Raw genomic sequence first — 13,354 nt, forward strand, 5'->3', positions numbered from 1 at the left:
CAGCAGCGTGCCCGTCTCGTATGCGCCGATTCCCGTCACAGGAGAGACTGTAACCGGTTCATACCCTTTCCGACCAGACGTATAGGAAATCTGTCTCGGATTGTGGTCTGTCATGCGGGCGGCAGTCCGCTCCACCGGGGTGTCCGACGATTGGCGAAAGCGTCGAGTCCTTCGGCGATGTCCGGAGAGCGCAACACTGCGTCCTTGGCGTCGTCGGTGACCTTCCATCCGTCGGCGTCGGCGTCGGCGTAGAGAGCCTCGATGGCCTTCAGACTCAGACTCACGGAGGTGGGGGAGGACTCGCAGATCTCCGCTGCCATCACCAGTGCCTCGTCGAGTGCCTTACCAGGGGCAGTGACTGCATTGACGACGCCGAGGTCCTTTGCCCGTTCGGGATCGAGTGTGCGGCCGGTGATCAAGAGTTCGCGGGCGACGTTGATCGGAAGCGCGCGAGGCGCCCGAAAGAGTGCTCCGGACGTCGCAACCAGACCGCGTTTGGTTTCGGGAAGGCCGAATTGCGCTGTGGCGGAAGCGACGATCAGATCGCAGGCCAGTGCGATTTCGAAACCGCCACCAAGCGCGTAGCCCTCGACTGCAGCGATCAGGGGCTTGTTCCGCCGGCGCCGGATGACGCCGTACTCTCCGCCGCGAGGCATGCGGAGGTCGGCCCGCTCTCGGATATCGGTTCCGGCGCAAAAGATGTTGGGGGTTCCGGTGATGATGCCGACCCACAGATCAGGGTCGTCGTCGAGAATATTCAGCGCGGCTTCGATTCCCTCGGCAGTCTCACGGTTGATCGCGTTACGGCGTTCTTCGCGTTCGATCCTGACGATGAGAACGCGGTCATGGCGTTCGGTGGAAACAGTCGACATAATTGGACTGTAGTCCACCTATCGGAGGCGGAGGTGCGTCACCTGACGGGACGGACATTGGACACATTCCGGACTGTGGCGAAGACTGTGTTCTGAGGCGGAGAAGGGCAGGTCGACGTGATTTCCAAACGAGAACAGAACAAGCGCGACACCAACGACAGGTTGCTCTCGGCTGCTCGAATTCTGTTCTCGGCGCAGGGTTTCGCCAGCACGACCGTCGACGACATCGCCGAGCGAGCCGAGGTGTCGCGAGCCACCTTCTTCAATTACTTCCAGGGCAAGGACTCGGTTCTCGAGGCGTTGCACAGTGATCATCTCGATCAGCTTGCGGCACTGGTGGATCAGCTCATGGAATCGCCGATGCCGACTTCTGATCGGATCTCCCGGATTTTTCAGGACTTTGCGCAGCAAGCGATCATGCACCCGCGCTATCTGCGCATGGTGACTGCAGAACTCGAGCGCGACTTCGCCTCCTCCGGAGCGGGGGCGGCCCACGATCATCGGTTCCACGTGGAACTTCTGCGGATCGTCACTGCCGGTATCGAAGCCGGCGAAGTGAGATCGGACTACCCGCCGCTGTTTCTTGCACAGATGATCGGTGGCACGTACGGAGCGTTGGTCCGCTTCTGGCGGCAAGACGCCGATTACGACGTGGTCGGAGAATTCGATCGCGGAGCCAGGTACGTCGCGGAAGGCATCGCTGCTCGCTGATCAGGGAGTGGGCACTACCAGAGGCAGCATCTGCTGGACGCTCACCGAAAGATAGTTTGCGGCAGTCTGATCGCCGGACAGATGGCGCAGCAGGCTCTGCTGGAACAGGCCGTCGAAGATTGCGTACATCGCCGCCGAGGTGACCGATGCCTCTACGTCGAGAAGCTCGGCGTAGCGAGAAACAATGCGCCAGATCATGTTTTCGAGACTCTCGTCGATCGCGGCGACGTCGGCTCGGAACGACTCCTCGAACATCGACTGCGCGCGCAGGTCGTACCAGAGGCGGTGCATCGTGGGTTCTTCGATCATGGTCTCGGCGAGCAGTGCACCGAAACCGGTTTTCAGTTCCTCCGGTGTCTTCGCGGTGGCGACGATGCCGTCGTAGCGGGTGACGCAGCGTGCCTTGTAGTGGCGCACGCAGTGGGTGATGAGATCGACCTTGTCGCTGAAGTAGTAGTGCAGGACGCCGTGGGAGAACTCCGAATTCTGGGCGATTTCGCGCAGGCTCGTGCGTGCGTAGCCCAATTCGGCCAGGGTTTGCAGTGCGGCCTCGGCGAGTTGATCACGTCGCTCGGAGAATTTGTCGACCTGGCGACGCGACACCTTGTCTGCGTTGGACCGCTTGGCGGAGTCGGACCGCTTCGCGGAGTCGGACTGCTGGCCCGGTGAGCTAGGTGCAGCCTTTTTCCCTGCCTCACTAGGCTTCTCGACTGTCGTGGTCACGATGGCACGTCCTGTTCCCTGCGGTTTCCACAGCGGCACGATCACCGCGTCCGAATCAGTGTAACCCCTGGTCTTTGACGAGCGTGTAACAAAATCTTGACAGTCGTCAAGATTTCTCTTGACACTCGTCCAAAGTTGAATACTCTGTGACTCACACCACTTGGCAGCGTCGCTGTGAACGGTGGCATCGCGAGAGTCGTTTCAGTCATGGAGGCAGTCGAAAATGAGCGTGTTTGATCTCGAGGGACGAAAAGCACTGGTCACAGGTGGTGCCAAGGGGCTCGGAGCCGGAATGGCTGAGGCGTTGGCGAAGGCGGGGGCGTCAGTGATGATCGGCGACGTTCTCGAAGACGAGGGTCGTGCCACCGCAGAGGCTGTTGGTTCGGGCGGAGTCAAAACCGGCTTCGTAAAGCTGGACGTCACCGACGATGCCAACTGGGAAGAGGCAGTCGCCGCCACCGCGGAGACCCTCGGCGGCTTCGACATCCTCGTCAACAACGCAGGCATCGAGATTTCCTCGCTGGTGGTCGACCTCGATCCGAATGACATCCGCCGTATGTGTGAGGTCAACATCCTCGGAACAGCGCTCGGAACCAAACACGGACTGCGCAGCATGCGTCCGGGTGGCGTAGCCGGAACCGGCGGTTCCGTCATCAACATCTCTTCAGTGGCCGCAACCATTCCGTTTCCCGGGATCAGTGGATACTCCGCGACCAAGTCCGCGGTCGATCGCTTCACCAGAGTTGCCGCCGCCGAGTCGGGCAAGCTCGGCTACGGAGTCCGCGTCAACTGCATCTACCCGGGTCTTGTCGCCACGGAGATGGGTCTCGGACTCGCGGCGGACATGGAGAAGCTCGGTCTCTGGCCCAGCGCCGAAGCAGCAGTCGGAGACGTCATCGGCCTCACCCCGCTCGGCCGCCTCGGTGAAGTGAACGACATGGCTGACGCCGTTGTGTTCTTGTCCTCCGACGCCGCGCGATTCATCACCGGAATCGGCCTACCGGTCGACGGTGGCATGGGCATGTAACTCGCCCTTCATTCGTACGTACACCCTTCTCACGTCTTCGAAAGGTTCCACGAACATGTCCGAAAAGAAGCCCGTCATCGTTTACGGCGTCTCCGGGTACACCGGCCGTCTGGTGTGTGAATACCTGCGCGAGTTCAACATCCCGTTCATCGCAGCCGGCCGCGACGCCGGTCGCATCCAAGAGGTCCTCGACAAGATCCCTGGTTTGGACACCGTCGATCACGAAGTCGTCGAGGTCGAGCACACGGTCGAGGCTCTCACCGAATTGTTCACCGGTGCACAGGTTGTCAGCAACATGGTCGGGCCGTTCATCAAGCTTGGCGGGACCGTCGTCGAGGCCGCGCTGAATGCCGGTTGCCACTACATGGATACCACCGGTGAGCAGGACTGGGTACTCGACGTCCAGGAGAAGTTCAGCGACAAGTATCAGGAGAAGGGCCTGCTCCTCTCTCCCGGTATCGCGCAGATGTACACCACCGGTGAGATCGCGGCCAATATCGCACTGGAAACGCCGGGCCTCGATACGCTCGACATCCTCGTGCTGTGGAAGGGATTTCCCACCTACGCGTCCACTCAGACGATCTTCACCATCCTCAAGGCGAACTGGTACTACCTCGAGCAGAACAAGTACGTGCAGTGGGCGCCCGGCCAGACTTTCGACGTCGTCGTTCCGGGCCAGCACGAAACTGCGCTTGCATTGCCGTGGGGCGGAACATGCCACCCGGTGTGGTTCAAGAACGATCCGCGAGTTTCCAACGTCAAGGCTGCGGGCGGAGTGTTCGACCGCACCGTGATGGAAGGCGTTGTCGCGACGCAGAAGATCGTGGAGGAGCAGATCAAGACCCTGCCCGCCGACGAGCAGGAAGCCGCCTTGGCCGAGATCGCCGGATCGGTTCAGGCCGGTATGCCCCCTCGTGAGAATCCGCGCATCAACACCTCACTCGACTCCGTCTACGCGTCGGGCCCGCTGGGTCGCTCGCACGTCGTGATCCACGGAAACTGTAACTACAAGCAGACGGGCCTCCTGCACGCCTATGCAGCGCATTCTCTGCTCCAGCAGGCGCCGAAGCGGACCGGGCTTGCCTCGGCTTGCCAGGCGTTCGGCCATCGCGAACTGCTCGGCGCGCTACGTAGTTTCGGGCTGGCTCTGGAGCCGGAAGTAACCATCAACGCCTAACTCGTCGCCCTCGTCATCATGTTCACGGCTCCCGGCGTGTAGCGCGCCGGGAGCCCCGCCCTGGAGGCTCCCCATGCGTTTGACCGACTATCTCGACAAGGGAGCCTCTCTTGGTTCCACCGCACCGTGTTTGACGATGGGGGAGCGCACTCTCTCCTACGGCGAGGTGCAACAGTTCAGCCGACGCTTCGCAGCTTCGCTCGCGGCTTCGGGCATCGCGCCGGGCGAAAAGGTCGCGATTCTGTCCGGCAATGATCCGATCTCGTTCTCGTGCGTATTCGGAATAAGCCGGGCCGGCGGCGTCTGGTGCCCGATCAACCCTCGCAACGAAGCTGCGGAAAACCGAGACCTGTTGGATTTGTTCGATTGTCGCGCTCTGTTCTTCCAAAAGTCCTATGCGCCGCTAGTCGACCAGATCAAGGATGCGCTTCCCCATTTGGTGACGCTCGTCTGCATCGACGGCGAATCGGAATCGGCACAATCTCTCGAAAGCTGGCTCGGGGAAGAAGAACTCGACGTCGCTGCGCCCGACGACGTCACCATGCTGGTCGGCACCGGTGGTACAACTGGACGGCCCAAGGGAGTGATGTTGACCGGGCACAACATCGAGACGATGACCGCAATCACCTTGATGAGTTATCCGTTCGAGGGGCGCCCGGTGTATCTGGCGTTGGCACCGCTGACTCACGCCGCCGGTGTTCTGTGCTTCCCGATCATGGCCCTCGGCGGCGAAGTAGTGATCATGCCGAAGCCCGACCTCGGGTACTTCCTCGCGAACGTTCAGAAGCACAAGGTGACTCACACCTTCCTGCCGCCGACGCTCATCTACATGCTGCTCGAGCACGAGGCCCTGTCGGCCACGGATCTCAGCTCGCTGCAATGCTTCTGGTACGGAGCGGCGCCGATCTCCCCGACCAGACTCGCGGAGGCGATCGACAAGATCGGCCCGGTCATGGCTCAGCTGTTCGGGCAGAGTGAAGCCCCCATGATGATTTCGACGATGTCACCGAAGGAGCACTTCGGCTCGGACGGCACTGTCGCAACGTCACGACTTTCGTCGGCGGGTCGACCGTCGCCGCTGGTGACCGTGGGGATCATGGACGACAAAGGCGCGCTGCTCGGACGTGGCGAGCGTGGTGAGGTGGTGATCCGCAGTTCGTTGGTGATGGCGGGTTATTACAAGAACCCCGACGCAACCGCGGAAGCGTCAGCCCACGGCTGGCATCACACCGGCGATATCGGGTACCTGGACGACGACAATTTCCTGTTCATCGTCGACCGTGCGAAGGACATGATCATCACCGGCGGTTTCAACGTCTATTCGGTCGAGGTGGAGCAGGCGCTCATGGCGTATCCGGGGATTCAGGACTGCGGAGTGATCGGGTTGCCGGATGACAAGTGGGGCGAACGCGTTGTGGCAGTGGTGCAACCGCACCTCGGCGCCGACATCGACGGCGCCGAGGTGATGGCTTTCGTGAAGGCTCGCATCGGAAGTGTGAAGACTCCGAAGCAAGTGATCGTCTGGGACGATCTACCTCGCTCCAAGGTCGGCAAAGTTCTCAAGAACGAGATCAAGAGCGAGCTGACGGGCTGAGGTCACGACTCGCACACCACGTCTTCGGCCGGCAGTGAGCCGTCGAGCAGGTACGAGTTGACGGCGGCGTTCGCGCAAGTATTCGCGTAGCCCGGGAACACCGCATGAGTGCGGCCTGGAACTGTCACGAGCCGTGAGCCTTTCATCGCCTCATGCATGCCGAGGCCTTCGTCGTACGTCGTGCGGGTGTCACCGGTTGCCTGGATCTGCAAGGCCGGAACGTTGTTGTCGATGTCGATCCGCGTAGGGGCCTCACTGCGCCAGAACGCGCACGGCATGATCGTGTTGTGTGTGCCGGCAAAGATCGGCTGATCATCACGGTGCTCCTCCAACTTGTTGCGGTACCACTGGGGATCGCTCGGCATCGACACATCTCCGCAGACGATGGCGATTGTCCCGGCATAGTCAGGACCGGTTCCCAGTTCGGTCTGGAACCATGCCTGCATCAATCCCGTCAGCTGGGGATGGATGTTCTCGACGGTCTTGCCTGCGGCGAGATCGCGCAACTGAACCAATACCTGTGCGAATGCCTCGCTCTCCTTCTCGGTGTCGCCGGTTCCGTTGACGTACATCAGGAATGGAAGGACGTGATTGTCGACGGCATGATCACCGATCTGTATCGGAGTGGTGGCCGCGTCCGAGATCAGCTTCTCGATGAGGGCGCGAACTTCGGCGGGCGTCGATCCGAGTGCATAGGTGGAGTTGTGTTCTGCTGCCCACTGCGAGAATCCGTCGATCGCTTTCTCGTTGGCCGGGCCCATGTCCTGGAACATCTCGTATCCGTATTTCTTCGGATCCGGTGCACTGTCGAGAACCACACGGTCGATCCTGTCCGGGAACATTTGAGCATAGGTTGCACCGAGGTATGTACCGTACGACCACCCGAAGTACGACGCCTTCTCCTGGTCGAGGGCGCCACGAATCACGTCGAGGTCTCGGGCGATGTTTTGAGTATTGATGTGCGGCAGATAGTCCGGGTACTTGTCCCAGCATGTGTCAGCGGCCTCGCGTGCGAGCGCAACACTCTCGTTCCATCCCTCGTCCGTGGTGCCCGGCGACCGCATCCATGTCATCTGTTCGACGCCGCAGTCGATCGGTGTGCTCTTGCCGAGTCCTCGGGTGTCCATGCCGATGACGTCGTATGCCGCTGCGACTTCCGGTGTCATGCCCGCATTCAGAATCTCGGGCAATCCCAGTCCTCGGCCACCCGGGCCACCAGGGTTGGTGAGCAGGATCCCGCGTCGCTGTGCGGGGTCGGTGGACGCGACCCGCGAGATCGCCACTTCGATCGTTTTGCCGTCAGGGACGGAATAGTCCAAAGGTACTGTGACCATGGCGCATTCACTTGCGGTCGACGTTCCGGTATCTGTGGCGCATGGCCCCCACTCGAGATCCTGTTCGTAGAACGCGCTGAGATTCGATTGTGGATCTTCCTGCGGAGTAGCAGGATCCGAGCACGCCGCCAATGCAGGTACGGCGAGCGCGGCAGCGGCGATTGTGGTAGCCAGCCACCTTCGTGGTCGAGGCATGCGTGATCTGGGCATGGTGAATCCAGTCATTGTCGTGTCCTTGCGTTGAGCCCATTTTCGGGCAGTGTTGGTCACCCCACTTCGAATGTGGGGGTTGATCAGGGTTTTTCAGAGGCGGGATTGACGGGCGGCGAACTCCGCGGCCACAGCCTTCGCGAATCTTTCCTGGGTGACGGTTCGTCGATCCGCTTGGTGTTCGCGCAGTACCGCTACCAGCCGGGTGGGGGAAGCGTCCTCCGGTGCAGCCTGTTCGGGTAGCACGCTCTCGGTGAAGTCGCAGAACTGAATGGCAAGGGCCGCAATCGTGTCCGCGTCAGCCGGTGCGTCGGCGAGGGCATACATGCGAGTTATCAATTCGATGGCCTGCTCGCGGTTCGGCTCGGCCAATACCCGGCGATGGGCGGACAGGAGTGAATCGCAGACCTCGGGATCGCCCCCGGAGACCGTGAGTGCGAGGATCAGAAGTTCACGCTCGTTGTCGATCCACGCTGTCGGCGCACCGGCAACGACGTACTGTGCGAGCACTTCCGAAAACGCGTCGGGTAGTTCAGGATCGGCATTGCGGCGTAGCGACTCGATGTGCGCACGCTGAACAGCGATCTGTTCGGCTTTCGTCGCCAATTCCTTGTCGAGGGCATCGAGTGCGGACCGAGTGTCGTGAGCGTCGCCGTCGAGTAGTTCGGCGATCTTGGCGACAGGAATCCCCAGATCGCGCAGGCGGCGGATGCGACTCAGTCGTGCCAGGTCCACCGCCCGGTACATGCGGTAGCCGTTGGGTTGGCGTTGTGGTTCTTCGAGAAGGCCGTTCGAGTGGTAGTAGCGCACGGATCTGACGGTGGTGCCGGCCAATTTGGCCAGCTCGCCGATGGTCATCATCGCCCTGCCCTCCCGTGATCGAATCGGATTCCGTCTGTGAAAACCATTCTCCAACCTTGACGCGGCGTCAGGGTCAAGATTCGCGCCGGAGAACGTGACCGTTGACACTTTAAGGAGGCGGACTTAATCTGACCTTTGTCCTTTACGACATCGTCGATTTCGAGGAAGTGCCCTGATGGCTACCCTTTTTCCTGCGGCAACAATCTTTCCGATCCCCACCGACCCGCTTGCTGCGTACGGTCCACTCGTTGCTCGCCGGAATCCCGAGTCGGTAGTTCCGGCACCGTACGAACACTTTGCGGTCAAGGCGGTCGCGCCGACGATCGGAGCGGAAATCTCCGGTATTCGACTCGGCGGGGGTCTGTCTGATGCCGTGATTGCGGAACTCCGCCGAGCTCTCCTCGAATGGAAAGTCCTCTTCTTCCGCGATCAGGACCTCGACCGAGCGGAACATCGAGCTTTTGCCGAGCGTTGGGGCGATCTCGAACAGCATCCGTTCTTCAAGTACACGCAGCCCGGGCAGACGGACGTCGATGTCACGACACTGGCGAAGGATGCGATGGTCGGCGGAGTCGAGAACAACTGGCACAACGACGTTACGTGGCACGAGTTTCCTTCGTTCGCAGCAGTTCTTCGTGCGGTGGAGGTGCCGGAGGTGGGTGGTGACACTTTGTGGGCCGATACTGCAGCTGCCTACGATCTGCTTCCTGAAGACATCAAGAAGCGTATCGACCCGCTTGTTGCAGAACACGATTGGATCAACTCGTTCGGCAGGTCGATGCCGGTGGATGCGGTCGAGATGTTGCGTCCGAAGTTCCCCGCTGTGCAGCATCCGGTGGTTCGGATCATTCCGGAAAGTGGCAGGCGGGTGTTGTTCGTCAACATGACCTTCACGCAACGGATCTTGGGTGTGTCAGAAGAAGAATCGAACGAACTTCTCACGATGCTGTATCGCCACGTCAATCGTCCGGAATTTCAGGTCCGTTTGAAGTGGGAGCCGAATACTGTTGCCTTCTGGGACAATCGGACCTGCCAGCACTACGCGGCCAGTGACTACTTCCCGGCTCGTCGTGTGATGGATCGAATCTCGATTGTCGGGGATCGACCGGTGGGCGTCGGGGGATGATGCGGCGCTCAGTCCCTCGAGTGTCTACTACGGGTAGTAGTAACGCACCTCACATAGTTTTTCGACGCCATGTCGATATGATTTCGACAAGGCGTCGATAAAAGTCGGCGTGACTCGCACCGACGACTTTGGAGCTTCCCGAATGTTCCTCGCCCTGCGTGAACTGTGGTTTGCGCGAAATCGATTCCTCTTGATGGGTGCCGTGGTTGCCCTCATCTCGATCCTGATGGTGATTCTGTCCGGCCTCTCGTCCGGCCTGGTAAACGACGGTGTCTCCGCTTTGCAGCGGACGCCGATTCAGGCGTTTGCCTTCGCGCCGGACACCAAAGCCGACTCAGCGTTTTCGCGCTCGGTCGTCACCGAGGAGCAGGCGCAGGCATGGCGTATGCAACCCGATGTCCAAGACGCCGAGCTCTTCGGCAACATGATCGTCAATGCAAAAACTCGCAGTGGCACGCCTGTCGATCTCACGCTCTTCGGCATCGAACCTGGCTCCTTCCTCGAGCCCGTCTCCGCCGACGGGAGGGGGCTGCAAGCCGACACGGACATCATCGTCAGCTCTACCTTCCGTGACGACGGTGTTGCGATCGGTGACACCGTGATACTCGATCGACTCGGTACGGAGCTGACAGTTGTCGGATTCACCGAAGACAAGCGCACTTTCGGTCACGTCGACGTCGCCTACCTGCCCCTGCGTACTTGGCAGGAGGTTCACGCCGGTGCCAAGATCGGCGAAACCGCCAATGCCAGTGCCTATTCCGAAGCAAGTGTTGTTGCGATTCGGGGCATTGGTGGCGCGTTACCGGATCTCGTGTCGGGCGATGCGGCGGCGGGAACGTCCGCAAAGACGCTCGAGGAATCTTTCGACTCCTCACCAGGGTTCTCCGCGGAAATGATGACTATGTCGATGATCAAGGCGTTTCTGTACGCGATTTCGGCCCTGGTGGTCGGTGCATTCTTCAGTATCTGGACGGTTCAGCGCGGTCGTGAACTCGCAGTGTTGCGCGCGATGGGAGCCTCTACCGGCTTCCTGCTTCGTGACGGCATGGCGCAGGCACTGGTAGTGCTGCTTGGTTCCATCGGCCTCGGTGTGTTGCTGGGCTTGGGGCTCGGTTCGGGGCTCGAAGGCGGGGGGATGCCGTTCGCCCTCGAGTCCGGCCCAGTCGTCAACGGCGCAGTGCTCTTGGCGGTACTCGGGCTGGTCGGCGCAGCCGTTGCCATCGTCCGTGTTACCCGTGTCAACCCGCTCACCGCATTGGGAGAAAACCGATGACCACAGTCGAAAAGACCACAACCGGATTGGTATTGACCGCTGTCAGTCTTCGATTCGGTGACGGTGACTCCACCGTGCTCGCCCTCGACAACGTGAACCTGGGGGTCTCGTGCGGCGAACTTGTCGCGATCGTCGGACCGTCAGGCGCTGGAAAGTCGAGCTTGCTCGCTGTGGCCGGCGGACTCGGTCGGCCGTCGAGTGGAACGATTGTCATCGACGGCGTGGACGTGTCGGCGATGCCGGCCCGTGCTCTCGCCAAACTTCGACGAGACAAGGTCGGCTTCGTCTTTCAGTCCGGCAACCTGATTCCAGCGCTGACGGCGCGCGATCAGCTTCGGCTGATTCCCAAGCTCACGGGGCGGCCGGGTCGCGATCCCGAGGAGTTGCTCGACTCGGTCGGTATGAGTCACCGTGCAGATCGTCGACCCGGTCAACTCTCCGGCGGTGAACGCCAGCGCGTCGGTATCGCTCGGGCATTGATGAGCAATCCCTCGCTACTGCTCGTCGACGAGCCGACGGCTGCTCTCGACCGCAAACGCAGCCATGAGGTGGTCGAACTGCTCTCGCGCGAAACTCACGAGGCAGGCGTCGCTACGATCATGGTGACCCACGATCACGACGTGCTCGGGCACTGCGACCGCATCCTCGAAATGGTTGACGGTCGATTGCGTCAGAGCGAGTAAGCCCGCAAGGGGGCTGGAGGAGATTCGGTGCCGAGGATCGATGCCCCCACTGTGGTCGAGCATCGTGCTGCTCAGCGCCGTGCCCTCCTCGACGCTGCACACGCTCTTCTGTCCGAGACCCCGGACCGGCCGCCGGGGCTCGGTGAGGTGGCAGCGAAGGCCGGGCTCGCCAGGTCGAGTGCCTACCACTACTTCCGGTCCCGAGAAGATCTCCTCAGTGCCGTCGTCGAAGACATGTTCCCGCGCTGGAACGACAAGATCGTCGAGGCGATGGCAGGCGCAGACGATCCGGTATGGGCGTACGTCGAGGCAAACCTCCAGCTGGTTGCCGACGGGGAGCATGCGATAGTCGGAGCGCTGGCGACGCTGACCCCGCAAACGTTTCGAGATTCGCGGATCATGGAAATGCACGACAGTCTTGTGCTTCCGCTGGTCGAGGCCCTTCGCCTCCGTGGCGTGTCGGACCCGAAGCTCACCGCCAAGTTGATCAACTCGCTGGTGCATACGGGTACTGAACTGATCGAATCCGGTTGCAGCATGGACGAAGTCAGGTCCGCCGTGCGTGAGGTCCTCGCGTGACGGGCACCCTCAGGCCGTAATCAGATCCATCCGAAGGTACTCGGTGATGCGGAGCAGCCTCGGGGGTTGGGACACGTCTGAGGAAAGTGCTTGAAATGCTTCGTCTTTCGCGACGAGGCGTGGGGTGCCGAGGCTCACCTCCGTCTCGTCGACCGACAGTCGAGCGCTTCCCGCTCTCAAGACGTTCTGCACCCAGTCCGAGCCCGATCCGTACACCAGAATGAAGACGTAGCCACCCTCGACCGGATAGGCGTCGAGGGGCGTCCGGTAGGTCGTGCCGGATGTGCGTCCGACGTGAGTCAGTACCGGCCATTTACCGCTCGAAATTGCACGCGGGTTGAACACTCGTTTGTTGACATGTCCCCACCATCTCGGCATCGGCATTGTGATCTCCTCTCTCGATCGCCTTACGAGCGTAAGGCGGGCTTACACCTGTAAGGGTGACTTACGTATGTAAGGTTGTCAACGTATTCGTTCCGCCGAGGGGAGTCTGTGTGTCACGGCAACCGCGACAGTCGCTGAACAGGACTCGCGTAATCGAGGGTGCGATCCGCGTTGCCGACGCGGGTGGTGTCGAAGCCGTCACGATGCGACGGGTGGCCCAGGAGCTGGGCATCGAGGCGATGTCGCTCTACCACCACGTGCCCAACAAAGATGCGATCCTCGACGGCCTCGTCGATGCGGTCTTCGAGGCGATCGACCTGCCCGACAGTGAGTGTGCGGATTGGCGAGATGCAATCCGTGGACGCGCCTTTTCCGCTCGCACAGTCCTGTCGCAGCACCGTTGGGCTCTCGGTCTGCTGGATTCGCGACGCAGCCCTGGCTCGGCGACCCTGCGTCATCTCGACGCTGTGCTCGGAGTGCTCCGGAAGGCCGGGTTCACACTCCCGATGGCCGCCCACGGAGCCTCGCTGATCGACAGCTACATCGGCGGATATGTTCTCCAGGAGGCGAATCTGCCGATCAGCGGGCCCGTCGACGTCGAAGAAGTTGCGAGTGACATCCTCGAGCGCCTTCCGGCTGAAGAGTTGCCCTTCCTTCACGAGATGATCGTCGATCACGGTCTGAGTCCGGCTTACGACCACACGAGTGAGTTCGCCTACGGTCTCGATCTCATCCTCGATGCGCTCGAGGCGCGTCGCGCATCGGCGGCACCGGTCCTCGAATAGCAACGATTCGTGCCC

The 13,354-nt window shown here is 61.2% G+C and carries 14 protein-coding genes; 9 read left to right on the plus strand and 5 right to left on the minus strand.

What is annotated here, in order from left to right; translation table 11 throughout:
• Positions 1-110: 110 nt before the first annotated feature.
• Entirely contained in the window at positions 111-872 is a 762-nt protein-coding gene (locus YH3_RS16100; protein ID WP_064443711.1) for an enoyl-CoA hydratase-related protein, read from the minus strand.
• A gap of 117 nt (positions 873-989) precedes the next feature.
• On the opposite strand from YH3_RS16100, the gene YH3_RS16105 reads away from it, so the two are divergent.
• Positions 990-1,583 (plus strand): TetR/AcrR family transcriptional regulator, encoded by a 594-nt coding sequence (locus tag YH3_RS16105; RefSeq protein WP_003940428.1) that lies wholly within the window; start codon positions 990-992, stop codon positions 1,581-1,583.
• On the opposite strand, the gene YH3_RS16110 is transcribed toward YH3_RS16105, so the two are convergent.
• The gene (locus YH3_RS16110; protein WP_030536953.1) at positions 1,584-2,186 is read right to left on the minus strand and encodes a TetR/AcrR family transcriptional regulator; all 603 of its coding nucleotides are present in this window, start codon (positions 2,184-2,186) and stop codon (positions 1,584-1,586) included.
• A gap of 343 nt (positions 2,187-2,529) precedes the next feature.
• Between YH3_RS16110 and YH3_RS16115 the strand changes: the two genes are divergently transcribed.
• From YH3_RS16115 to YH3_RS16125, 3 genes are all read left to right on the plus strand, one after another.
• On the plus strand, positions 2,530-3,333 hold the full coding sequence (locus YH3_RS16115; protein ID WP_007732778.1) for an SDR family NAD(P)-dependent oxidoreductase: 804 nt from the start codon (positions 2,530-2,532) through the stop codon (positions 3,331-3,333).
• Between the two features lie 55 nt (positions 3,334-3,388).
• The gene (locus YH3_RS16120; protein WP_064443712.1) at positions 3,389-4,510 is read left to right on the plus strand and encodes a DUF5938 domain-containing protein; all 1,122 of its coding nucleotides are present in this window, start codon (positions 3,389-3,391) and stop codon (positions 4,508-4,510) included.
• A gap of 73 nt (positions 4,511-4,583) precedes the next feature.
• Positions 4,584-6,104, plus strand: coding sequence for an AMP-binding protein (locus YH3_RS16125; RefSeq protein WP_064443713.1), 1,521 nt, complete (start codon positions 4,584-4,586; stop codon positions 6,102-6,104).
• A 2-nt stretch (positions 6,105-6,106) separates the two neighbouring features.
• Here YH3_RS16125 and YH3_RS16130 read toward each other — a convergent pair whose 3' ends face one another.
• Both YH3_RS16130 and YH3_RS16135 read right to left on the minus strand, forming a co-directional pair.
• On the minus strand, positions 6,107-7,663 hold the full coding sequence (locus tag YH3_RS16130; protein WP_064444208.1) for an alpha/beta fold hydrolase: 1,557 nt from the start codon (positions 7,661-7,663) through the stop codon (positions 6,107-6,109).
• 78 nt (positions 7,664-7,741) lie between these two features.
• Positions 7,742-8,509, minus strand: a complete 768-nt coding sequence (locus YH3_RS16135; protein WP_003940101.1) for a MerR family transcriptional regulator — start codon at positions 8,507-8,509, stop codon at positions 7,742-7,744.
• Positions 8,510-8,684: 175 nt separating this feature from the next.
• Here YH3_RS16135 and YH3_RS16140 point away from each other — a divergent pair, with 175 nt between their 5' ends.
• The 4 genes from YH3_RS16140 (at position 8,685) to YH3_RS16155 (ending at position 12,170) form a co-directional block, all read left to right on the plus strand.
• Positions 8,685-9,635, plus strand: a complete 951-nt coding sequence (locus YH3_RS16140) for a TauD/TfdA family dioxygenase (protein WP_054187475.1) — start codon at positions 8,685-8,687, stop codon at positions 9,633-9,635.
• A 142-nt stretch (positions 9,636-9,777) separates the two neighbouring features.
• Entirely contained in the window at positions 9,778-10,908 is a 1,131-nt protein-coding gene (locus YH3_RS16145; RefSeq protein WP_030536958.1) for an ABC transporter permease, read from the plus strand.
• Positions 10,905-11,591 (plus strand): ABC transporter ATP-binding protein, encoded by a 687-nt coding sequence (locus tag YH3_RS16150; protein WP_064443714.1) that lies wholly within the window; start codon positions 10,905-10,907, stop codon positions 11,589-11,591. Before YH3_RS16145 ends, YH3_RS16150 begins: the two co-directional genes overlap by 4 nt.
• A 27-nt stretch (positions 11,592-11,618) precedes the next feature.
• Entirely contained in the window at positions 11,619-12,170 is a 552-nt protein-coding gene (locus YH3_RS16155; protein WP_021331952.1) for a TetR/AcrR family transcriptional regulator, read from the plus strand.
• A gap of 9 nt (positions 12,171-12,179) precedes the next feature.
• On the opposite strand, the gene YH3_RS16160 is transcribed toward YH3_RS16155, so the two are convergent.
• Positions 12,180-12,554 carry a nitroreductase family deazaflavin-dependent oxidoreductase gene (locus YH3_RS16160; protein ID WP_058037648.1) on the minus strand — a complete coding sequence of 125 codons (375 nt, stop codon included), beginning with the start codon at positions 12,552-12,554 and terminating at the stop codon, positions 12,180-12,182.
• Positions 12,555-12,664: 110 nt separating this feature from the next.
• Here YH3_RS16160 and YH3_RS16165 point away from each other — a divergent pair, with 110 nt between their 5' ends.
• The gene (locus YH3_RS16165; RefSeq protein WP_058037649.1) at positions 12,665-13,339 is read left to right on the plus strand and encodes a TetR/AcrR family transcriptional regulator; all 675 of its coding nucleotides are present in this window, start codon (positions 12,665-12,667) and stop codon (positions 13,337-13,339) included.
• Positions 13,340-13,354: the final 15 nt, after the last annotated feature.

Origin of the sequence: Rhodococcus sp. YH3-3 (genome assembly GCF_001653035.1) — a bacterium.
GTDB lineage: Bacteria > Actinomycetota > Actinomycetes > Mycobacteriales > Mycobacteriaceae > Rhodococcus_F > Rhodococcus_F qingshengii.

Coding starts and splice junctions, on each gene's coding strand:
- YH3_RS16150 (WP_064443714.1), top strand. CDS start 10,905: ATGACCACAGTCGAAAAGACCACAACCGGATTGGTATTGACCGCTGTC.
- YH3_RS16145 (WP_030536958.1), top strand. CDS start 9,778: ATGTTCCTCGCCCTGCGTGAACTGTGGTTTGCGCGAAATCGATTCCTC.
- YH3_RS16130 (WP_064444208.1), bottom strand. CDS start 7,663: ATGACTGGATTCACCATGCCCAGATCACGCATGCCTCGACCACGAAGG.
- YH3_RS16135 (WP_003940101.1), bottom strand. CDS start 8,509: ATGATGACCATCGGCGAGCTGGCCAAATTGGCCGGCACCACCGTCAGA.
- YH3_RS16125 (WP_064443713.1), top strand. CDS start 4,584: ATGCGTTTGACCGACTATCTCGACAAGGGAGCCTCTCTTGGTTCCACC.
- YH3_RS16140 (WP_054187475.1), top strand. CDS start 8,685: ATGGCTACCCTTTTTCCTGCGGCAACAATCTTTCCGATCCCCACCGAC.
- YH3_RS16100 (WP_064443711.1), bottom strand. CDS start 872: ATGTCGACTGTTTCCACCGAACGCCATGACCGCGTTCTCATCGTCAGG.
- YH3_RS16120 (WP_064443712.1), top strand. CDS start 3,389: ATGTCCGAAAAGAAGCCCGTCATCGTTTACGGCGTCTCCGGGTACACC.
- YH3_RS16160 (WP_058037648.1), bottom strand. CDS start 12,554: ATGCCGATGCCGAGATGGTGGGGACATGTCAACAAACGAGTGTTCAAC.
- YH3_RS16115 (WP_007732778.1), top strand. CDS start 2,530: ATGAGCGTGTTTGATCTCGAGGGACGAAAAGCACTGGTCACAGGTGGT.